The following is a 21,269-nucleotide window of genomic DNA, read 5'->3' as shown; positions in this document are numbered from 1 at the left end:
GGATGCAGAACGAACGCCAAGCGGGCTTCTCTTTGCTTGAAGTGATGCTCTCGATCGTTGCAATCGGTATCTTTATGATGTTAGCGATTGATCCTTATCTCGATTTACGGACGAAACAAATGAAATGGGAACAAGAGACGGAACAGCTTGAGCAGATGGCGACGGATCAAGTTGAAAACCGAACAGCGTCCTATGTCCTGAAACAAGGAGCGTGGTGCAATGAAACGATGTGTCTTGCGAGCGGAATCCGGAATGACCCTTCTCGAACTCTCATTCGTCCTATGGCTGAGCCCACTTCTTCTGCTGGCAATCTTGACATTGACCCCTCTCGTTCGTCCGCCGGAAGTCAACCGAATGAATGAAAAATTGTTCTTTCATACCGTGGAACGACTGATGTGGCGTAGTACGATGTGTGAGCGCGTCGGAGACGAGATTCGTGGAATGGACGTCAATCCGGGAGAGACGGCTGAAAAGTGGCGTCTCGTCCGTGTGCAAGATCAACTGCGTCTCAAGAAAGAACAGGGAGGTGAACTGACATACGCCCGCGACGTCAAACACTATACCGTGACAGGGGATGCCGAGATTCTCTCGATTCAGTTGAACGACAGCAGACGTTCCTTCCGATGCGTCAGGAAGGATTCATCTTGATTCAAACGTTACTGTTACTTCTAGGAATGGGAGTCGTGCTCTTGATTTCTTGTCAGCAAATTGACGAAGAGATGCGGCATCATCAGTTAGAGCAAGAAGCCCTTCAACTCGAGTCTCTCATCCGAGCGGCGAAAGCAGATTGTACGAATGACGAGACCCTCCGCTACTCAATCGGACAAGTCAGCTGTACAGCGACCGATAAAGGCTTTAAAATGGAAGCGAGATTAGAGAATGGTCAAAGAATCGAGGCGGTCGTCACACATGAGTAAGGTTTATTTGATTGGGTTTATGGGAACTGGTAAAACAGCCGTCGGACATCGATTGGGTTCACAATACGAGGTCGACGAACTGGATGAACGGTTCGAACAGGAACATGGACAAACGATTACCGCTTTTTTCGCTGAGCATGGCGAAGCAGGGTTTCGTACACATGAAAGCGAATTGTTGAAGAGTAGCAAAGCCGAAGTGGTCGTCACAGGTGGCGGGATCATCGAACGAGAAGAGAACCGACTGTACATGCAGGAGTCCGGAACAGTCGTCTGGATCGATACACCCTTTGATTTGATTTGGGAACGGATCGCCGCTGATCCGAATCGTCCACTCGTGACAGAACGGGAACAAGTGAGACGATTGTTTGAACGTCGCTATTCCTTATATGCTGGAGTAGCTACTGTCCGACTTGAAGGAACGGCATCAATCGAAGAATTAACGCGTGCGATTGAAACTGTATTGGAGGAGAAGTCATGATTTGGATTACGTTAGGTATTATTTTATTGGCTATCATAGGACTCGTGTTGTTTGGATTCAGTCTTTACAAAAAGAAGCTGTCTCAGGATATTCGGCAGTTAAAACAACTGATGGAGCGCTTTACGATTCGTCAGCAAACCTTGCAGACGAACATTGATCATACGACGCAGCGAATCGATCAAATCAAAGGGAATATCAATCGAATCACTGAAGAAGGAAATCGTGTGAAGCAAGGAGCGAGCCAATTGGTGACGGAAGGTCGTCGACTCCAGGAAGAAATCAAACGAACTGCCGGAATCAAACAATTTTGAAATGGCTTTCATGGGAAGAATATGAAACAATAGGAGAGAAGGGACAGGGTCCTTTCTCTCTTTTTCGTATGTTCCTTTTTCCGAATAATACTAGATAATTATGATTTTAATTGGTAAGATGGATTTGAAAATGGAACATTAAAGAGAAGAGAGAGTGAAAACGTTCGTAAATAGGGGGATTTGTATGAGTCAAACGACATTGAAAAGAACACCGTTATTCGAAACGGTTTCGCAAACCGGTAAGATGGTGGATTTTGCGGGATTTGAAATGCCAGTTTTGTTTTCCTCGATTAAAGAAGAACACGTTGCAGTAAGGGAGAACGTCGGCATGTTCGATGTCTCGCACATGGGAGAACTGTTCGTCAGCGGACCGGATGCTCTGACGTTTTTACAAGCTACATTATCGAACGATATTTCAAAGATTGCGGTGGGGCAAGCGCAATATAACGTCTTATGCCAAGAAGACGGTGGGACAGTGGATGATTTACTCGTCTATCGTTTGGCAGAAACGGACTATCTTCTCGTCGTCAATGCTTCGAACATTGAAAAAGACGAACAACATTTACGTCACTATCTAACAGGGGACGTTACGCTTGAGAATCAATCGGAACAATATGGTCAAATTGCGGTCCAAGGACCACGTGCGGAAGCCATCCTTTCCGGCATGACACCACTTGTCTTATCAGAGATCGGATTTTTCAAGTTCCAACAGGGGACGGTTGCAGGAGTGGAAATGATCGTCTCACGCAGTGGGTACACAGGGGAAGATGGGTTCGAACTCTACATGGCAGCTGTTGACGCACCTGCTGTCTGGCAAGCACTACTTGAGCAAGGTGTCGTACCATGCGGGCTCGGGGCACGTGACACATTACGTTTTGAGGCATGTCTGCCACTTTATGGACATGAATTATCAGCAACGATTTCACCCATCGAAGCGGGAATGGGCTTTGCGGTCAAACCACAAGTCAAACCGTTCGTCGGTTCAGAGGTCTTGTTGCAACAGAAAGAACAAGGAGCACCGCGTCGCTTGATCGGTCTTGAATTACTCGATAAAGGGATTGCGCGTCAAGATGCACCGGTTTGGCATGACGGGGAAGTCGTTGGTGTGGTGACGACAGGTACGTTGCCGCCGACAGTCGGAAAAGCGATTGCTTGGGCACTCGTTCCTGCAGAAGTAGCGGAACAAGAGCAATTTGAAGTGGAAGTACGCGGAAAACGTTTAGCAGCGAAACGAACAGCGACACCGTTTTATCGTCGCACGAAATAAGGGGGATATTTCTATGGATTTTCGTTATTTACCAATGACAGCAGAAGATGAGCAGGCGATGTTACAGACGATCGGTGCAGCATCGATCGAAGATTTACTTGCTGATATCCCGGCATCCGTCCGTGATAACGGTACATTGGAAGAAGTCGGAGTTCCACTTCCGGAAACAGACTTGATTCGGACACTCTCGAAGCTTGCCGACCAAAACATGAATACGAAACAATATCCATCGTTCCTTGGCGCCGGTATCTATGATCACTATGCACCTGCTGTCGTCAACCATATGTTACTGCGCTCAGAGTTTTACACTGCCTATACACCATATCAGCCAGAGATTTCGCAAGGTGAGCTACAAGCGATTTTTGAATTCCAATCGATGATTTGTGAATTGACAGGGATGGATGTCGCGAATTCTTCGATGTATGACGGGATCACGGCGTTAGCGGAAGCGGCCATGCTTGCGTGTGCCCATACGAAGAAAAAGACGATCGTTCTTTCAGACGGCGTTCACCCGGAAGCACACGATGTCGTTCGGACGTATGCGAACGGTCCTGGACTAAACGTCGAGACATTATCGCTTGAGCAAGGTGTCACACGGATCGATCAACTCGATGCCATCGAAGACGTCGCCTGTGTCATCGTGCAGTATCCGAACTTCTACGGTCGTGTCGAAGAACTACAAGCATTGGCCGATGCGACACATGCACGTGGTGCGCTCTTCATCGTCTCTGCGAATCCACTGGCACTCGGTATCTTAGAAGCGCCAGGTAAACTTGGCGCTGACATTACGATCGGAGATTGCCAACCGTTCGGAATTCCACAAAGCTTTGGTGGACCGACATGTGGTTATTTCACGACGACAAAAGCGTTGATGCGTAAGATTCCGGGACGTCTCGTTGGACAGACCGTCGATGAGAATGGGAAACGCGGTTTCGTTCTGACGTTACAAGCACGTGAACAACACATTCGCCGTGACAAGGCGACATCTAATATCTGTTCGAACCAAGCGTTGAATGCACTCGCTGCTTCGATTGCGATGAGTGCACTCGGAAAACGGGGTATCCGGGAACTCGCGACACGTAACTTGCAAACGGCACATGCCTTAAAACAAAAGCTGAAACAGGCTGGCTTTACGATCGTTGACGATGGACCGAGCTTCAATGAATTCGTCGTTACGCTACCAATCGACGCGACACGTGCGAGTCAACAATTGCTCGATCACGGGATCATCAGCGGTTTGCCGTTAGGATCGTATGACGCGGCACGTCAAAATGAAATGCTTGTTTGTGCAACGGAATTACGGACGAATGAAGAGTTGGATCAATTCGTGACAGCGTTAGGGGGACTCACACATGAATGAGCAAACATTGATCTTTGAAATTTCTAAACCGGGTCGTATCGCCTATAGCTTACCGTTACCGACTGTCGATGAGGTGGCAGTAGAAGAATTGTTACCGACCTCGATGTTACGGAAGGAAGACGTGGCGCTACCGGAAGTATCTGAACTGGATCTCGTCCGTCACTACACGGCACTCTCGAACCGTAACCATGGTGTGGATTCTGGATTCTATCCACTCGGATCATGTACGATGAAATACAACCCGAAAATCAATGAAGATATGGCACGCCTCCCTGGGTTTGCACACATTCACCCGCTTCAACCAGTCGAAAGTGTCCAAGGGGCACTCGGTTTAATGTATGATCTGCAAGAAAAACTCGCAGTCATCACAGGAATGGATGAAGTGACGCTCCAGCCGGCGGCGGGAGCACACGGTGAATGGACAGGCTTGATGTTGATTAAGGCCTACCATCATGCACGTGGTGACTTTAAACGGACGAAAGTCCTCGTACCGGACTCGGCACACGGAACGAATCCAGCATCGGCATCAGTCGCTGGATTTGATACCGTGACGGTCTTATCGGATGAACGTGGTCTCGTTGATTTAGCAGACTTAAAGAAAAAAGTCGGTGACGATACAGCGGCACTCATGTTGACGAATCCAAACACGCTCGGTTTATTCGAGTCGGATATCGTCGAAATCGCAAAAGCGGTGCATGAGGCAGGCGGAAAACTGTACTACGATGGTGCGAACTCGAATGCGATCATGGGCATCGCTCGTCCAGGAGACATGGGCTTTGATGTCGTCCACTTGAACTTGCATAAGACGTTCACAGGACCGCACGGTGGCGGCGGACCAGGGTCGGGTCCAGTAGGGGTCAAACAAGATTTGATTTCGTATTTACCGAAACCGATCGTCCGCAAAGAGGAAGAGCGTTATGTCCTCGACTACGATCGCCCGGAAGCAATCGGTCGTGTCAAACCATTCTACGGTAACTTCGGCATCAACGTGCGTGCCTATAGCTATATTCGGACGATGGGTGGAGCAGGTCTCGCTCGCGTCTCGAAAGAAGCGGTCTTGAATGCGAACTATATGTTGGCTCGTCTCAAAGGTGCGTATGACGCGCCATACGACGTCTATTGCAAGCACGAATTCGTCTTGTCGGGTAAACGTCAAAAAGCACTAGGTGTCCGGACGCTTGACATCGCTAAACGTCTGCTTGACTTTGGATACCATCCACCAACGATCTACTTCCCATTGAACGTCGAGGAGTGTATCATGATCGAACCGACGGAAACAGAGTCGAAAGAAACACTCGATGCCTTCTGTGATGCGATGCTCCAGATTGCAAAAGAGGTCGAAGAGACACCGGATGTCGTCTTGAACGCACCACACACGACAATCGTCAAACGGATGGACGAGACACTTGCTGCTCGAAAACCGGTCTTACGCTACGAACCAAAACAAGAAGTACACGCATAAGCTATTTCATAAAAAAGAGGATTTCTCCGACGAAGGAGAGATCCTCTTTTTGCGATGAACGAAGCATTAGCTCCGTTTGATTTTTCCTGACCACTGCTTGAATCCGCCTTTTAACTGATACAGATTCGTATAGCCTGCTTTTTTCAAGACTTTTGCAGCCTGTGAAGAACGCATGCTACCTTGACAATACAAGTAAATCGGCATGTCTTTTCGTAATTCCTTCGAGCGCATCTTCATTTGGCTGACCGGGATGTTACGGGCACCGACGATGTGTCCACCTTTGAATTCCTGTGTTTCGCGAACATCGACGATTTGTGCTTTACGGTAGTTCGCACGGAATTCTTCTTGCGACAATTTCGTGATGCCTTTGACCGGCATGAAACGCCAAGCGATGTAGGCGATCAGCGCGACCCATAATACGATCGTAATGATAGTTCCAGTTTCCATATTCGACTTCCAACCCCTTCGTTCGTTTAACCTCTGTTTCATTATAGTCAACGAAATCGATTTCGGCAATCGACTCGTGATTGCGCGACCGAGAATGGGTTTGATACACTAAGACGGAAACGTTTTGGGGGTGCTCAAGTGAACAGAGAGTGGCAAGTGTTGACGACGCCGGCGATGGAGCCGGCAATGAACATGGCAATCGATGAAGCATTGATTCAGTTCGTCGGGCGGGGGGAGATCGCACCGACGCTTCGTTTTTACTCATGGGAACCACGCGGATTAAGTGTTGGTCATTTTCAACGGGCAACCCGTGATATCGATCGAGAGCGGATTGCAGAGCTCGGGATTCCGATCGTGCGTCGGATGACAGGAGGGCGCGCTGTCTTGCATGCAGACGAGTTGACGTACAGTGTCGTCATCCCGGAAGATACAGAAGGTTTACCACGCACGGTCATCGAAAGTTATCGGATGTTGACGGAAGGGATTCGCAAAGGATACCATCACCTCGGCATTCCGGTCGAATTTTCCGTTCCGTTGACGGAAGAGGAAAAAGAAGAGTTACGGAAGCCGAAATCAGCCGTTTGTTTTGATGCCGCATCGTATTATGAACTCGCTGTCGGAAAACGGAAAGTCGCTGGAAGTGCACAAGTCCGCCATCAAGGCGTTGTCTTACAGCACGGCTCGGTCCCGCTCTCTGTCGATGAAGGTGAATTGTTTGATTGTTTCTTGTATGATGATGAGTCAACGCGCGAGCGGATGAAAGCGCGTTTTTCAGGAAAAGCTGTCGCTTTGAATGAGCTAGCAGGTCGCGCTGTAGCATTTGACGAGGTACGAGAAGCGTTCACGAAAGGCTTCGAAGAGGCGCTTGATTTGTCGTTCGTTCCGTTAACGTTCACTAGCGAGCAGTGGCAGGAGATTGAGCGTCTTGCCGAGAAATACCGTAGTGATGAGTGGAACTGGAAACGCTAATGAATGAAATGGGAAGGTGATGTCGTGCCAACTCCGAGTATGGAAGATTATTTGGAACAAATTTATAAACTGATCGAAGATAAGGGATATGCCCGCGTGTCGGATATAGCGGAGTCGTTAGGAGTTCACCCGTCCTCGGTAACGAAGATGGTTCAAAAGCTTGACCGGGAGACGTACCTCGTTTATGAAAAGTATCGGGGTCTCATGCTGACGCCTAAAGGACGCAAAATCGGAAAGCGTCTCGTGGAACGACATGCCTTACTTGAAGATTTTCTTCGTCTCGTTGGTGTGGATGAAGAACTGATCTATAAGGATGTCGAAGGAATCGAGCACCATATTAGTATCGAAGCATTGGATAAGATTAACGGAATGATTCAGTTTTTCGCGGAACGTCCTGGTTTGAAAGAGGAACTGCATCGCTATCAACAAGCCCATCCAGAGGATTGAGGCTTGTTTTTTTATATTTCTTTGCTAAAAAAAAGTTCTCAAACACGAACGATCCATTACATTTTTATGATAAAGTGCGCATTTTAAGTTGGATATGCTATACTGAGCCTGAAAATGGACGAAGGGGGTGGCGGGTGTTCGCACCTTGTCATGGAAATCACGATTAAAGAAAAATTAGTGTCGGAGTCACAACTGAAAGAAAAAGTTCGTGAATTAGCACAACAGATCGAAGCAGATGCGGCTGGGCGTCAAATCGTTCTCGTCGTCGTGTTAAAAGGATCGATGGTCTTTGCTGCCGATTTGATGCGCGAAATCAAAGGAAGCGTTCAAATTGATACAGTCGCGTGCTCTTCTTACGGAACAAAGACCGTCTCTTCCGGGCGTGTTCAGTTGAAGAAAGATCTCGATCTCGATGTGCAAGGGAAATATGTCGTCGTCATCGAAGATATCATCGACACAGGGCGGACGCTCCATTTCTTATGTGATCACATGAAATTGCATCAACCCGGAGTTCTCAAAGTATGTACATTGCTTGATAAACCGGCACGCCGTGAAGTAAAACTCGACGCAGACTATGTCGGTTTCGAGATTCCGGATTACTTCGTTGTTGGGTACGGAATCGATTGTGCGGAGGAATATCGCAATCTACCGTATATCGGTTGGGTCGAAACGGATTGAACACGAAAAAAGGAGGTTCGTCGCATGACGAATCTCCTTTTTAATGTACTTCTGAAATTAGAAAGCACGTTTTTTCTTTTTGCCTTTTTTTCCTTCGATGACTGTCAGATGAGGAGCTTTTGAACGATCCCGCAACGGTCTGACTTTATTCGATGCCGGCGCTTTTGAAGACTTGACCGTTTTTTTCTTAAAGTCTGTCCGGCGAACAGAATTCGAAGAGCCATGCATTTTTTTTGATTGAGCGACGGATTTTCGGTACTGAGCATTTGCGCCCGTTCCGACGCTTCGATTACGAGTCAGGAACTTAAAGAGCAAGAAGATGATCCCGGCGGTAATCCCGAAGAACAGCAATTGTGAAAACAGACTACTTGGATTATTGACGAGTTTATATCCGAAGCCGACAAAAGCGAACAGTAACACGACGAGTGCAAATGTAGAACCAATGCGTTGTCTGATCATAATATCACCCCTGTTATCGATTAACCCAGTGCATTCTCATGTAGGTTATGTTCCTGTTTTTCCAATGCTTCAAACGCATAAATCGCAACCTCGATCTGTGCATCGTCCGGTTCTTTCGTCGTCAAGTATTGTAACCATAGGCCAGGCAAGGCAATGACGCGAAGTCCTTTGATGTGCTGTGCTTTGTTCGTCAGCTGCAACACTTCAAATGAAAGACCGATGACGACCGGTAATAAAGCGATCCGGCAGACGAGACGCAACCAAAGCGGATCCGTTGGCACGATCAGATAGACGAAAAATCCGACGATGACGGTGAAGATCAAGAAACTCGAGCCGCAACGGTAATGAAGACGACTGCTGACGCGAACGTTTTCGACCGTGAGTGGGCGTCCTGATTCGACGCAGTTGATGACCTTATGCTCTGCACCGTGATATTGAAAGAGTCGTTTGACGAGCGGAGTCAATGAAATCACGTAGAGGTAACTGAACAAAAGCGTTAATTTGATTGTTGCTTCGATGACATTTTGAATGACATGTCCTGATAAAGCAGGGAACACATCGAATAGTGACGCAAGGAAAGCAGGTAGTAACGTAAAAAGTAATTTACCGAAAAAGAATGATAGGACTCCGACGACAGCTACGCCGAGCCATTTCGTCAAAGGGCTGGCAGTCGTCTCTTCCGGCTCTTCTTCACCAGGTTTGACACCGTATCGGTCACTTGCGAAGTTCATATGACTGGCACCATTCGCTGAGGACTCCATCAAAGCGAACAAGCCACGTAGAAGTGGAATTTTTTTGCCTTTAGCGATTCGTGGTCGAACCGGTTTTTGTTGGGCGAACGTCTCGATCGACTCATCGTTTCGACGAATCGCTGAGACCGCGTGGGTCGCATTTTGGAACATGACGCCTTCGACGATGGCTTGACCACCGACCGGCGGATTAGTCGTTTTCATAATAGAACGCATCCCGTCTTCATTAAAATTAGGTGTATCGTCAGTGTACTTGATTTACAACAAAAAAACTATGTTCGACTCGTCAAAACGAGGTAATCTTTAGGAGTCGGAAATCGGGTTATGATACAATGAAAAGGAATTCGAGGAGGTGTTTTTTTGCGTGTCTTGATATTAAACGGACCAAACTTGAATTTACTCGGAACACGCGAACCGGATACATATGGAACGGCGACATTAGCCGACTTAGAACACGACCTTCGCACTTATTTTCCGAACATTCAGTTTCGGTTTGAACAATCGAACCATGAAGGACGACTGATTGATGTTCTTCACGAGGAACGGGGAGCGGACGGCATCGTCTTCAATGCTGCTGCCTACACGCATACGAGTATCGCGTTACGTGACGCGATTGCTGCAATCGAAGCGCCCGTCATCGAGGTCCATCTATCGAATGTCCATGCACGTGAATCCTTCCGGCATCATTCGATGATCGCACCCGTCTGCCAAGGTGTCATCGCTGGACTTGGCATGACGGGATATCGTCTGGCAACGGAGGCACTCCAAGCTTTACAACAATCGGAACAAGGGGGAAATCAATCATGAAACAACGGATCGAGGCGTTACAAGCAGCTTTAAAGGAACGGGACCTTCCAGGATTACTCGTCACGAAAGCAGAGAACATTCGATACATTTCCGGCTTCACGGGATCAAGCGGTGCATGTCTCGTAACAGAAGAGCAAGCGTACTTCGTGACGGATTTCCGTTACACGGAGCAAGCGGCAGACCAAGTCAAAGGAATGGAGATCGTTCAAATCGAACGTTCGATTCCAGAGACGATGGGCGAATTGATGGCAGGAGCGCGTGTTCGCGCGGTTGGTGTCGAAAAGGATGCGATGACACTCGGTGCTTTTGAAGCATACGATCAAGCTTCAGCAATCGAGCTTGTTCCGACGACAGGAATCATTGAAAACCTACGCTTGATTAAGGATTCGTCAGAGATTAAGATGATTAAGGAAGCGGTGGAGCTCGCAGACGCGACCTTCCAACACATCTTGACGTACATTCAACCAGGACGAACGGAACTTGAAGTATCAAATGAACTAGAATTCTTCATGCGGAAGCATGGAGCGACGTCTTCTTCTTTCGATACGATCGTGGCATCGGGCTATCGTTCTGCCTTGCCGCACGGTGTTGCCAGCTCGAAGGTCATTGCGACGGGTGAACTCGTCACGCTTGATTTCGGAGCGCTCTTGAACGGTTATGTTTCAGATATCACACGGACTGTCGCAGTCGGTCCGATCAATGCCGAGTTGCAGAAGATCTACGATACGGTCTTGCAAGCGCAACTAGCGGGTGTCGACGGCTTAAAACCAGGCATCACTGGGATCGAAGCGGACGCATTGACACGTGATATCATCAAAGAAGCAGGTTACGGTGAGTACTTCGGTCACTCGACGGGACACGGTATTGGTCTAGAAGTACATGAAGGACCTGGCTTGTCGTTCCGCTCTGAGACGAAACTTGAACCGGGCATGATCGTTACGGTCGAACCAGGTATCTACGTGCCGCAAGTTGGCGGATGCCGGATTGAAGATGACGTTTTGATCACGGAAACAGGTCGAGAAATTCTTTCGTCTTCACCAAAAGAACTGATCACTCTCTAATTCAGAGTGACGGGACATTTTAGGAGGAACCATTCATGGTATCAGTAAACGATTTAAAAACAGGATTAACGATTAAGACTTCAGACGGTATGATTTGGCAAGTACTTGAATTCCAACATGTTAAACCAGGTAAAGGGGCAGCGTTCGTTCGGACGAAAATGCGTAACATCCGTAACGGAAACATCCAAGAGATGACATTCCGTGGTGGTGAGCGTGTCGAGCGTGCACACATCGAGCGTAACAAGATGCAATACCTTTACCCAATGGGCGAGACTTACGTCTTCATGGACACAGAATCGTATGAGCAATTGGAATTGACGACGGCACAAGTCGAAGCAGCTCTTCCATACTTGCTTGAAAACATGGAAGTTCAAATCGCGGTTTACAACGGCGAAATCCTCGGTCTTGAATTGCCGAACACAGTCGTCATGACGATCGTTGAAGCAGAGCCTGGCGTTAAGGGTGATACAGCTTCGAACGTCAAGAAAAATGCGACAGTGGAGACAGGTCATATCATTCAAGTCCCACTCTTCATCGAAGCAGGCGAAAAAGTAACGGTTGATACACGTACAGGTGATTTCACAGGTCGTTACAACGGATAATATTGAAACGACAAGACGTCTCTCACCTTTTATCAGGTCGAGAGACGTCTTTTTTCATCCAGCTTGACTTGCATCCAATGGTATGACCAGTTAATATAAGTATTTGAGTAGGCATTAGCACCTGGTATAATAATTGTGAATACAGCATAGATGGGGGAAGAATGACAGATGAAAATCGATCAGTTGAAACAAGTACTCGAAATGCTCGATCAGTCGAGTGTAAATGAACTCTCACTCGAGACGGATACGTATAAATTGAAGTTGAAGAAACAAGGAGAAACAGTAACGGTCTCGCACCAAGCACCTGCTACTCCAGTGGCGGCGCCAGCTCCTGTGAAGCAAGCGGCAGCACCAGTCGAGGAAGAGGTGACTACGGATGATACGGTCACGATCAATGCCTTGATGGTCGGAACGTTCTATTCGCGTCCGAATCCAGATAAACCTGCATACGTCAAAGTCGGTGATCAGATTGAAGTGGGTCAGATCGTTTGTGTCCTTGAAGCAATGAAACTCTTCAATAACTTAAACTCGGAAGTATCTGGAACGGTCGTCGAGATTCTTGTCGCCGATGGAGATCTCGTTGAATTTGGTCAACCACTCTTCCGGATCCGTCCGTAAACGGGGGTGAACAGCATGGAAAAATTATTGATTGCCAACCGTGGAGAAATCGCCGTCCGCATCATTCGAGCGGCAAAGGAACTTGGAATACAAACCGTTGCTGTCTACTCGACAGCGGATAAGGAAGCCTTACACGTTCGTTTAGCCGATGAGGCGTACTGCATCGGTGAGGCGAGTTCTGCTTCATCTTACTTAAACGTTACGAATATCCTCGCGGTCGCAACGAACCGTCAAGTGACGATGATCCACCCGGGTTACGGTTTCCTAGCAGAAAACGTTGATTTTGCTGAGATGTGTGAAGCGTGCGGGATCAAGTTCGTTGGTCCGACGTCGGATGCGATCCGTCAGATGGGGATCAAGGACGTTGCGAAGAAGACGATGATCGAGTGTGGAGTGCCCGTCGTGCCTGGTTCAGATGGAACGGTCACGGACGAAGAAGCGGTCGCACTGGCGCAAGAAATTGGTTATCCGGTCATCATCAAAGCAACAGCAGGTGGTGGCGGTAAAGGGATTCGGGTCGCTCGTTCGGAAGAAGAGCTGATCAACGGGCTAAGTGAGACACGCCGTGAAGCAAAACAAGCTTTCGGAAACGGGGATGTCTATTTAGAACGCTTCATCGAAGAGTTCCGCCATGTCGAGGTACAGGTCCTCGCCGATCGTCACGGGAATGTCATTCACCTCGGTGAACGGGATTGTACCGTCCAGCGCCGGATGCAGAAACTGATCGAGGAAGCGCCGTCACCTGCGGTCAGTGAAGCGACACGATTGAAGATGGGAGAGGCTGCCGTAAAAGCCGCAAAAGCGATTCAATATACAGGAGCTGGGACGATCGAATTCATCTTCGTCGAAGAGACGGAAGAGTTCTTCTTCATGGAGATGAACACACGCATTCAAGTCGAACACCCGGTAACGGAGATGATCACTGGGTTCGATCTCGTTCAAGCGCAATTGCAAGTCGCGCTCGATCATCCGCTTGCCGTTAAACAAAAGGATATCAAGTTCCACGGTCATTCGATCGAATGCCGAATCAATGCCGAGGATCCAGATCATGATTTCCGTCCGTCTGCTGGACGCGTCACACAATACGTGACACCAGGCGGAATGGGCGTACGTATCGATAGCGCAGTCTATCCGGGGTACATGATTCCACCGTACTATGACTCGATGGTCGCGAAATTGATCGTCCATGCGGAAACACGGGAAGAAGCATGTGCGAAGATGGAACGTGCACTAGCTGAATTTTGGATTGAAGGTGTCAAAACGACGATCCCGTTCCACGAACGTGTTCTCAGTCACCCGGTATTCCGGCGTGGGACGTTCACGACGAAATTCGCAGAGCGTGAGCTAAAAGGTACGATCGTTAACTGAATCAGGACGGGAGTTTGTGCGACGAACTCCCGTCTTTTTTTGGCGTTCTCTATGTTTTTTAAAAGAGGAATGTGCTAAACTAACTGATTGAGAACGACAAAAAAAGGAGCACGCAAAATCATGATGAAACGACACATGGCACGCGAACTCGCAGTCCAATCTTTGTTCCAAATGGAGCTTTCGGATCTGACTGCACAAGAGGCCATTGAATTCGCGGTAGAAGGTAAGGAATATGACACATTCGTCGAGCAATTGGTGAACGGTGTCGAAACGAACAAAGCAACGATTGACCAACACATCCGAGAAGCACTGGTCAACTGGTCATTCGAACGACTCGGAAACATCGAGCGGACGATTCTTCGCTTAGCCGTCTACGAATTATTGTTCGAAACGAACATTCCGGTTCGAGTGACGATCAACGAAGCGATTGAATTGACGAAGGCGTTCGCTGACGAAGAAGCAACAAAAATCGTGAACGGTGTTCTCGGTAAGGTCGCACAAGGCGTCGTCAAAGAAAATTCATAAACTTGTAAAACCGAATAGAGACAAACAGACAGAAGAGTGAATCGAACTTTTTGGGGGAGTGGACAAATCATGGCAGTAGTAATCGATGGAAAACAGGTAGCCCATTCATATCGTATGAAGCTGAAAGAAGAAGTCGCACGTCTGAAAGAACAGCGGATTCAACCGCAATTGACTGTCATCCTGATTGGCGAAGATCCTGCTAGTCAGTCCTATGTACGTGGTAAAGAAAAGGCGGCGAAGGAAATCGGCATGGATTCGGAGTTGATCCGACTTCCGGCAGAAACTACGGAATCAGAGCTTCTTCACTTGATCGAACGTCTGAACGTTGATGCGAGTGTCCACGGGATTCTCGTTCAATTGCCGTTGCCTGACCATATTGATGAGAGTAAAGTCATTTTTGCGATTTCTCCTGAAAAGGACGTCGATGGTTTTCATCCTGTCTCTGTCGGGAAAATGATGATTGGTGAACCGACATTTTTACCGTGTACACCAAACGGCATTCTTCATCTCGTCAAAGAGATGAACGTACCGATTGCCGGTCAACACGTCGTTGTCGTCGGTCGTAGCCAAATCGTCGGTAAACCCGTCGGTATGTTGTTCTTGAATGAATCGGCTACCGTTTCCTATTGTCATTCCAAGACAAAAGATCTCGGTGCGATGACGCGTCAAGCGGATATCTTGATCGTCGCAGTCGGCGTACCGAAGCTGATTACGGCGGATATGGTGAAACCGGGTGCTGTCGTCATTGACGTTGGTGTCAACCGTGTCGATGGCAAACTCGTCGGTGATGTCGAGTTTGATACGGTACAAGACGTTGCATCGATGATCACACCTGTTCCAGGTGGCGTTGGTCCGATGACGATCACGATGCTACTGCATAACACGATCGAGGCTGCGCGATGAGCGAACCTCTTCACGTTTCCGATTTAGTCCACTATGTCAAACGTGAACTAGAAGGCGACGCCCTTCTGCAACAAGTCCAGGTGGTGGGAGAAGTGTCGAACTTTAAACGACACTCTTCCGGTCACCTTTATTTTACGTTGAAGGACGAGCAGTCACGGATGAAAGCCGTCATGTTTGCCCGGGATGCGAGTCGAGTCAAAGCAGACGTTCGCGATGGGATGCGTGTCGTCGTCACCGCGCGCTTATCCGTTTACGTCTCTTCTGGAGAGATGCAACTCTATGTCGAACGGATGACGGAAGATGGTGTAGGAGCGCTATATGAGGCGTTCTCACGCTTGAAGGTGGATCTTGAAGAGCGTGGTTGGTTTGATCCAGCAATCAAACAATCGTTGCCAGCGTTTCCAGAGCGCATCGGAATCATCACGTCGCCAAAAGGAGCAGCGCTTCATGATATCGCAACGACACTCCGGCGCCGCTATCCGCAAGCAGCCATCGTCTTCGCCCCGGTCCTTGTACAGGGAGCGGACGCGGCACCACAAATCAGTCGTGCCATTCAGCTGATGAATGAGCATGCTGCCTGTGATGTGTTGATCATTGGTCGTGGTGGTGGTTCGATTGAGGAGCTGTGGGCATTCAATGAGATGTCTGTCGTGACAGCCGTGTTTGAATCCCGCATTCCGATCGTCTCTGCTGTCGGTCACGAAACGGATTTTACGATCAGTGATTTCGTCGCCGACGTTCGTGCTGCTACACCAACGGCAGCGGCAGAACTCGTCACTCCGGAAGCAGAGGCACTCACTCGACGTGTGCAGGATGTAGAGCGACGTTTAGAACGAACGTATGCACAACTCCTCAAAAGTAAACAAGAGCAAGTGACACGGCTTGCCGCGAGCTATGGTCTGAAATCACCACGCGTCCTACTCGGACTGAAGCAGGAACAATTGGACCGGGCAGAGATGTCACTCCAAAAGGAGATCAAGCAAGTAGTAGCGCAACACCAGCAACAGGTGGAGCGTCTTGACACACGCTTAATGCGTGTGCCGATGCGGGATCGCTTCGTGCAACAACGGGCGACGATTGAACAATCACGACGTCGACTCGAAATCGTTCGTCGACTTTTACAATCGAAGCAACAACAGGTGCGTCATGTGCTCGCGCGACTCGACTCCGTCAGTCCTACGCATGTTCTGATGCGCGGTTATACGTATGTCGAACAGGATGGACAAATCGTCCGTTCCGCGAAGGCATTGACAGCGTCTTCGTTCGATATCCGATTCCATGATGGAACGATTCGTGCTAAACGAGAGGATGGGGAGTAAGAATGGAGACGGAACAATCTTTTGAAGAAGCACTGGAACGATTAGAAGAAATCGTCACGTTACTCGAAGAGGGCGAAGCTCCTCTTGAACAAGCGATGGCTCTATATGAAGAAGGCGTCAAACTGACGGCTCTTTGCCAAGGAAAGTTATCCGTTGCTGAGAAAAAACTCGATCAAATCCTGGAGCAAGATGGTACGCTTCGGGAAAAAGGAGGAGCGCAATGATTGCTTTGAATGAGTGGAAGACACAAGTCGAAAATAAAATGGAAGAGTTCATGGAGCGACTCGACGCACCGGATCGTTTACGCGATTCGATGCGGTATTCACTCGATGCGGGTGGGAAACGAATTCGCCCAGCCTTGATTTATGCGGTACTCGATGCTTTTTCCATCGATCGTTCAAAAGGTGACGCGACTGCTGCGGCACTTGAGATGATTCATACATACTCACTGATTCACGATGACCTTCCAGCAATGGACGATGATGATCTGCGTCGAGGGCGTCCGACGAATCATATCGCTTTTGATGAAGCAACAGCGATTTTAGCAGGAGATGCCTTGCTCACGAACGCCTTCAGCTGTCTTCTTGAGGCACCAGCTTCGCCGGAAGTAAAGCTTGCACTTGTCGAACGGTTGGCAACAGCAGCGGGCGCTACGGGTATGGTCGGTGGTCAGCTCGACGATATGCTCGGTGAGCGTGGCGGCATCAATGACGTAGCGGAGCTTGAGTCGATTCACCGTCGGAAAACAGGAGCACTCCTCGTCTTTGCAGTCGAAGCGGGTGGTTTGCTTGCCTCGGTCAGCTCGACGGATCTTGATCACTTGAAGCAATACGGTCGCCATCTCGGAATCGCATTCCAAATCCAAGATGACATCTTGGACGTAACAGGCGATGCTGAAAAAATCGGCAAACCGGTCGGTAGCGACGAAGGGAACGAAAAAGCAACGTACCCAAAATTACTGGGTCTTGAAGGAGCGAAACGCGCACTGACAGCTCAGGTGGAAGCAGCGGAACAAGCGATTGATGCATTATCAGTCGAAGCGACGACACTTAAGGAACTGCTCGACTTCGTGGTCAAGCGCGACCATTAAGCAGGACGACGCATCTGCGTCGTCTTTTTCTATGCTGACAATGGCGCTCGATAGATTGTTCTAGTACAATGTAGGGTACAAACCCTATAAGATTGTAAGGAAAAGAGGCGGTAAGGTATGAAATTGACAGAAATACAGGATCCGTCATTTTTAAAGCGTATGTCGGTCTCCGAACTCGAAGTACTCGCAGGCGATATTCGACGCTTTTTGATTGAAGAATTAGCGACGACAGGTGGACACTTGGCACCGAACCTCGGTGTCGTCGAGTTGACGCTTGCGTTGCATCGTGAATTCGACAGTCCGAATGACAAGTTCGTCTGGGATGTCGGGCACCAAGCATACGTGCATAAGATTTTGACAGGACGTGCGAGCCAGTTTGATACGCTCCGTCAGCACAAAGGACTCTGTGGGTTCCCGAAACGCAATGAGAGTGTGCATGACGTCTGGGAGACAGGACACAGCTCGACGTCCTTGTCAGCAGCAATGGGGATTGCTGTCTCGAACGAACTGAGCGGTAAGAGTGATCGTGCAGTCGCGATCATCGGTGACGGTGCTTTGACAGGTGGTATGGCACTTGAAGCATTGAATCATATTGGAGCAGAACAACAAAACGTCATCGTCATCTTGAACGATAACGAGATGTCGATTGCACCAAACGTTGGGGCGATGCATCAAATGCTTGGACGAATTCGTTCATCACGTAAAGTGCGTTTTGCCCAAGACGAGCTTGAAACGTTGATCAAAAAGATTCCGGTCATTGGCGGACGTCTTGAAAAAGGAAGCGAGAAGTTGAAGGAAGCCGTTAAAGGCGCACTTGTTCCTGGCATGTTCTTCGAAGAGCTCGGCTTCAACTATTATGGTCCAGTCGATGGGCACGATCTTGATGATTTAATCGAACAGCTCAATTACGTGAAAAAAGAAGAAGGTCCTGTCCTGCTTCATGTCATCACGAAAAAAGGGAAAGGCTATCGTCCGGCAGAGTTCGATGGTGTCGGCACATGGCATGGTCTTGGACCGTACAAGATGGAGTCTGGCGAAGTCATCAAAGGGAAATCAAAAGCACCTAGTTACTCCTTTACGGTAGCGGATACTTTAACAAAGATGGCACGCGATGATGAAAAGCTGACGTTGATCACGCCGGCGATGAGCGTCGGTTCAAAACTCGATTGTTTTGAAAAAGAATTCCCAGAGCGGATGTTTGACGTCGGGATTGCAGAACAACATGCTGTGACGTTCGCAGCTGGTCAAGCGACGCAAGGCATGAAACCTGTCGTATCGATCTACTCGACCTTCTTCCAACGTGCATACGATCAGCTCGTTCACGACGTGGCGCGTCAAAATCTAGATGTGACGTTTACGATTGACCGGTCAGGTCTCGTCGGTGCGGATGGTGAAACACACCAAGGCGTCTTCGATATTGCCTTCATGCGTCACGTACCGAACATCCGGATCGTCATGGCGAAGGATGAGAACGAACTGCAACACTTGCTCTATTCGGCCGTCAAATATGAAGGACCAATCGCCGTTCGTTTCCCACGTGGAGAAGGTATCGGTGTACCAATGGACGAGACACTGCATGAAATTTCGCTTGATACATGGGAAGTCGAACGTGAAGGAACGGACGTCGCGATCCTTGCGTTCGGACCACAAGTACAAGATGCGCTCAAAATCGCGGATCTCCTAGCAGACGAACTGTCGGTTCGTGTCATCAATGCTCGGACGATCAAACCGCTTGATGAGAAGATGCTGAATGCCCTTTACGCAGAAGGCATTCCACTCGTGACGCTCGAAGAAGCCGTCTTAAAAGGTGGATTCGGATCAGCTGTCCTTGAGCATGCGAACGAGCAGGAAGCATTCCCACGCGTCAAACGCTTTGGTATTCCAGATTGGTATATCGAGCATGGCGGTGTGAACGAATTACTGGAAGAAATCGGATTATTACCTGGACAAATCGCAGAAGAAGTACGCGCTTTCGTCAATCAAGGAAAGAAACAGAGTGTGTGACGATTCATGGAAAATGTAAAAAAAATCCGCCTCGACGTTCTTCTCGTCGAGCGCGGTTTGTTTGAAACGCGTGAAAAAGCGAAGCGATCGATCATGGCTGGACTGGTCTTTAGTGGTACGGAACGATTAGAGAAGGCCGGTGAGAAGGTCAAATCGGACATCGATCTGCACGTCAAAGGTCAATTGATGCCCTACGTCGGTCGTGGAGGCTTCAAGATGGAAAAGGCACTTCAAGTATTCGATTTCGATGTCACGGGTAAAACAGGTCTCGATATTGGATCGTCAACGGGTGGCTTTACCGACTGCTCCTTACAAAATGGAGCAGCACATATGTATGCGCTCGATGTCGGTTCCAATCAGCTGGACTGGAAGCTTCGCTCGGATGACCGTGTGACGGTGATGGAGAAAACGAACTTCCGGCATGCGACACCAGACATGTTCCCTGTTGCGCCGCAGTTTGCGACGATCGATGTCTCATTCATCTCGTTACGGTTGATGCTTCCGCCGCTGAAGACGATCCTCGTCGAAGGAGGAGATGTCATGGCGCTCGTCAAGCCGCAATTCGAAGCGGGGCGTGATGATATCGGTAAAAAAGGCATCGTGCGTGATGAACGGATTCATGTCCGTGTCCTCGAGGAGATGGTCGAATTCTTCATTCAACAAGGATTCTATGTGAAACAGCTCGACTATTCACCGATTACTGGTGGAGAGGGGAACATCGAGTTCTTATTGCATGCGCGCCTTGGTCAACCAGGACTTGATTCATCCGTCCATGCGACGGAGACAGTCAAGCAAGCACATGCTAGTCTTTAAACGAACAGATGAAAACGAGGGCGGATCCGGTTCATGGGTCCGTCTTCCTTGTTGTTCGGAGCGACGAAAACCGTATAATAAAATGGCAAACGTGGACTTTTAATGATTTATTGGATTACAATAGTAACATCGAAGAATACTGTGAGGTGCAGGGATGACAAAGGGGCAACGGTTGATTAAGATTCGGGAGATCATCACCCAGTCGGAAGTAGAAACCCAAGATGAATTGGTAGAGGAATTACGGAATGCAGGATATAAGGTTACACAGGCAACGGTATCACGAGATATCAAGGAACTTCATCTCGTTAAGGTCCCGTTGAATGATGGACGTTATAAATATAGTTTACCTGCCGACCAACGCTTCAACCCACTCGGGAAATTGCGGCGTCTGCTCGGGGACAGCTTCATCTCGATTGATTCTGCTCAAAATCTGATTGTCATGCATGTCCTGCCGGGAAATGCGAATGCAGTCGCTGTCTTACTGGATCATTTGAGCTGGAACGAACTGCTTGGCACGGTGTGTGGGGACGATACGATCCTATTAATCGCACGAAGTGAGGAACAAGCGAAAGAAGTGACCGAACGAATTTTAGAAATGCTGTAAGGAGTTGACAG

At 48.7% G+C, this 21,269-nt stretch carries 27 protein-coding genes; 24 read left to right on the top strand and 3 right to left on the bottom strand.

Annotated features, from left to right (window positions below):
* Positions 1–2: 2 nt before the first annotated feature.
* The 8 genes from ASF99_RS02845 to gcvPB all read left to right on the top strand — a co-directional run bounded on the left by ASF99_RS02845 (position 3) and on the right by gcvPB (position 5,795).
* Positions 3–362 carry a type II secretion system protein gene (locus ASF99_RS02845; protein WP_055966873.1) on the top strand — a complete coding sequence of 120 codons (360 nt, stop codon included), beginning with the start codon at positions 3–5 and terminating at the stop codon, positions 360–362.
* Positions 355–648 (top strand): hypothetical protein, encoded by a 294-nt coding sequence (locus ASF99_RS02840; RefSeq protein WP_023467562.1) that lies wholly within the window; start codon positions 355–357, stop codon positions 646–648. The genes ASF99_RS02845 and ASF99_RS02840 overlap by 8 nt, the downstream gene beginning before the upstream one ends.
* Positions 645–917: a hypothetical protein gene (locus ASF99_RS02835; RefSeq protein ID WP_235515862.1), complete on the top strand. Its 273-nt coding sequence runs from the start codon at positions 645–647 to the stop codon at positions 915–917. The genes ASF99_RS02840 and ASF99_RS02835 overlap by 4 nt, the downstream gene beginning before the upstream one ends.
* Positions 910–1,395 (top strand): shikimate kinase, encoded by a 486-nt coding sequence (locus tag ASF99_RS02830; RefSeq protein ID WP_023467564.1) that lies wholly within the window; start codon positions 910–912, stop codon positions 1,393–1,395. Before ASF99_RS02835 ends, ASF99_RS02830 begins: the two co-directional genes overlap by 8 nt.
* Complete coding sequence (locus ASF99_RS02825) at positions 1,392–1,706, top strand: hypothetical protein (protein ID WP_023467565.1); 315 nt, start codon at positions 1,392–1,394, stop codon at positions 1,704–1,706. The genes ASF99_RS02830 and ASF99_RS02825 overlap by 4 nt, the downstream gene beginning before the upstream one ends.
* A gap of 184 nt (positions 1,707–1,890) precedes the next feature.
* Complete coding sequence (gcvT, locus tag ASF99_RS02820; RefSeq protein WP_055966867.1) at positions 1,891–2,973, top strand: glycine cleavage system aminomethyltransferase GcvT; 1,083 nt, start codon at positions 1,891–1,893, stop codon at positions 2,971–2,973.
* Between the two features lie 13 nt (positions 2,974–2,986).
* Complete coding sequence (gcvPA, locus tag ASF99_RS02815; RefSeq protein ID WP_055966865.1) at positions 2,987–4,333, top strand: aminomethyl-transferring glycine dehydrogenase subunit GcvPA; 1,347 nt, start codon at positions 2,987–2,989, stop codon at positions 4,331–4,333.
* Complete coding sequence (gene gcvPB, locus ASF99_RS02810; protein ID WP_055966861.1) at positions 4,326–5,795, top strand: aminomethyl-transferring glycine dehydrogenase subunit GcvPB; 1,470 nt, start codon at positions 4,326–4,328, stop codon at positions 5,793–5,795. Before gcvPA ends, gcvPB begins: the two co-directional genes overlap by 8 nt.
* Positions 5,796–5,861: 66 nt before the next feature.
* On the opposite strand, the gene ASF99_RS02805 is transcribed toward gcvPB, so the two are convergent.
* Entirely contained in the window at positions 5,862–6,242 is a 381-nt protein-coding gene (locus ASF99_RS02805; protein ID WP_023467569.1) for a rhodanese-like domain-containing protein, read from the bottom strand.
* A 138-nt stretch (positions 6,243–6,380) separates the two neighbouring features.
* On the opposite strand from ASF99_RS02805, the gene ASF99_RS02800 reads away from it, so the two are divergent.
* The 3 genes from ASF99_RS02800 (at position 6,381) to hpt (ending at position 8,336) form a co-directional block, all read left to right on the top strand.
* A complete protein-coding gene (locus ASF99_RS02800; RefSeq protein WP_023467570.1) occupies positions 6,381–7,211 on the top strand; it encodes a lipoate--protein ligase family protein in 831 nt (276 codons plus the stop codon).
* Positions 7,212–7,235: 24 nt separating this feature from the next.
* Positions 7,236–7,658 carry a transcriptional regulator MntR gene (gene mntR / locus ASF99_RS02795; RefSeq protein ID WP_035398709.1) on the top strand — a complete coding sequence of 141 codons (423 nt, stop codon included), beginning with the start codon at positions 7,236–7,238 and terminating at the stop codon, positions 7,656–7,658.
* 150 nt (positions 7,659–7,808) lie between these two features.
* Complete coding sequence (hpt, locus tag ASF99_RS02790) at positions 7,809–8,336, top strand: hypoxanthine phosphoribosyltransferase (protein WP_023467572.1); 528 nt, start codon at positions 7,809–7,811, stop codon at positions 8,334–8,336.
* 57 nt (positions 8,337–8,393) lie between these two features.
* On the opposite strand, the gene ASF99_RS02785 is transcribed toward hpt, so the two are convergent.
* Complete coding sequence (locus tag ASF99_RS02785; protein WP_055966858.1) at positions 8,394–8,795, bottom strand: SA1362 family protein; 402 nt, start codon at positions 8,793–8,795, stop codon at positions 8,394–8,396.
* Between the two features lie 20 nt (positions 8,796–8,815).
* Entirely contained in the window at positions 8,816–9,748 is a 933-nt protein-coding gene (locus tag ASF99_RS02780; protein ID WP_023467574.1) for a DUF1385 domain-containing protein, read from the bottom strand.
* 156 nt (positions 9,749–9,904) lie between these two features.
* Here ASF99_RS02780 and aroQ point away from each other — a divergent pair, with 156 nt between their 5' ends.
* The 13 genes from aroQ (at position 9,905) to ahrC (ending at position 21,258) form a co-directional block, all read left to right on the top strand.
* Positions 9,905–10,351 carry a type II 3-dehydroquinate dehydratase gene (aroQ, locus tag ASF99_RS02775; RefSeq protein ID WP_023467575.1) on the top strand — a complete coding sequence of 149 codons (447 nt, stop codon included), beginning with the start codon at positions 9,905–9,907 and terminating at the stop codon, positions 10,349–10,351.
* Positions 10,348–11,412, top strand: coding sequence for a M24 family metallopeptidase (locus tag ASF99_RS02770; protein WP_023467576.1), 1,065 nt, complete (start codon positions 10,348–10,350; stop codon positions 11,410–11,412). The genes aroQ and ASF99_RS02770 overlap by 4 nt, the downstream gene beginning before the upstream one ends.
* Positions 11,413–11,447: 35 nt before the next feature.
* Positions 11,448–12,014, top strand: coding sequence for an elongation factor P (gene efp, locus ASF99_RS02765; protein WP_023467577.1), 567 nt, complete (start codon positions 11,448–11,450; stop codon positions 12,012–12,014).
* A gap of 168 nt (positions 12,015–12,182) precedes the next feature.
* Entirely contained in the window at positions 12,183–12,632 is a 450-nt protein-coding gene (accB, locus tag ASF99_RS02760) for an acetyl-CoA carboxylase biotin carboxyl carrier protein (protein WP_023467578.1), read from the top strand.
* A 15-nt stretch (positions 12,633–12,647) separates the two neighbouring features.
* On the top strand, positions 12,648–14,000 hold the full coding sequence (gene accC / locus ASF99_RS02755) for an acetyl-CoA carboxylase biotin carboxylase subunit (RefSeq protein WP_023467579.1): 1,353 nt from the start codon (positions 12,648–12,650) through the stop codon (positions 13,998–14,000).
* A gap of 120 nt (positions 14,001–14,120) precedes the next feature.
* A complete protein-coding gene (nusB, locus tag ASF99_RS02750; protein WP_023467580.1) occupies positions 14,121–14,525 on the top strand; it encodes a transcription antitermination factor NusB in 405 nt (134 codons plus the stop codon).
* Between the two features lie 69 nt (positions 14,526–14,594).
* Positions 14,595–15,428, top strand: coding sequence for a bifunctional methylenetetrahydrofolate dehydrogenase/methenyltetrahydrofolate cyclohydrolase FolD (gene folD / locus ASF99_RS02745; RefSeq protein WP_023467581.1), 834 nt, complete (start codon positions 14,595–14,597; stop codon positions 15,426–15,428).
* Positions 15,425–16,747: an exodeoxyribonuclease VII large subunit gene (xseA, locus tag ASF99_RS02740; protein ID WP_023467582.1), complete on the top strand. Its 1,323-nt coding sequence runs from the start codon at positions 15,425–15,427 to the stop codon at positions 16,745–16,747. Before folD ends, xseA begins: the two co-directional genes overlap by 4 nt.
* Before the next feature lie 2 nt (positions 16,748–16,749).
* On the top strand, positions 16,750–16,971 hold the full coding sequence (gene xseB / locus ASF99_RS02735) for an exodeoxyribonuclease VII small subunit (protein WP_023467583.1): 222 nt from the start codon (positions 16,750–16,752) through the stop codon (positions 16,969–16,971).
* Positions 16,968–17,837, top strand: a complete 870-nt coding sequence (locus ASF99_RS02730; protein ID WP_023467584.1) for a polyprenyl synthetase family protein — start codon at positions 16,968–16,970, stop codon at positions 17,835–17,837. The genes xseB and ASF99_RS02730 overlap by 4 nt, the downstream gene beginning before the upstream one ends.
* A 117-nt stretch (positions 17,838–17,954) precedes the next feature.
* Positions 17,955–19,841: a 1-deoxy-D-xylulose-5-phosphate synthase gene (gene dxs / locus ASF99_RS02725; RefSeq protein WP_023467585.1), complete on the top strand. Its 1,887-nt coding sequence runs from the start codon at positions 17,955–17,957 to the stop codon at positions 19,839–19,841.
* A 6-nt stretch (positions 19,842–19,847) separates the two neighbouring features.
* The gene (locus ASF99_RS02720) at positions 19,848–20,654 is read left to right on the top strand and encodes a TlyA family RNA methyltransferase (protein ID WP_041255024.1); all 807 of its coding nucleotides are present in this window, start codon (positions 19,848–19,850) and stop codon (positions 20,652–20,654) included.
* A gap of 154 nt (positions 20,655–20,808) precedes the next feature.
* Complete coding sequence (gene ahrC, locus ASF99_RS02715; protein ID WP_023467586.1) at positions 20,809–21,258, top strand: transcriptional regulator AhrC/ArgR; 450 nt, start codon at positions 20,809–20,811, stop codon at positions 21,256–21,258.
* Positions 21,259–21,269 lie beyond the last annotated feature (11 nt).

Source organism: Exiguobacterium sp. Leaf187 (genome assembly GCF_001423925.1).
Classification (GTDB): domain Bacteria; phylum Bacillota; class Bacilli; order Exiguobacteriales; family Exiguobacteriaceae; genus Exiguobacterium_A; species Exiguobacterium_A indicum.
The sequence above is the reverse complement of the archived record's forward strand: the minus strand, read 5'-3'. Positions and strand labels throughout refer to the sequence as shown.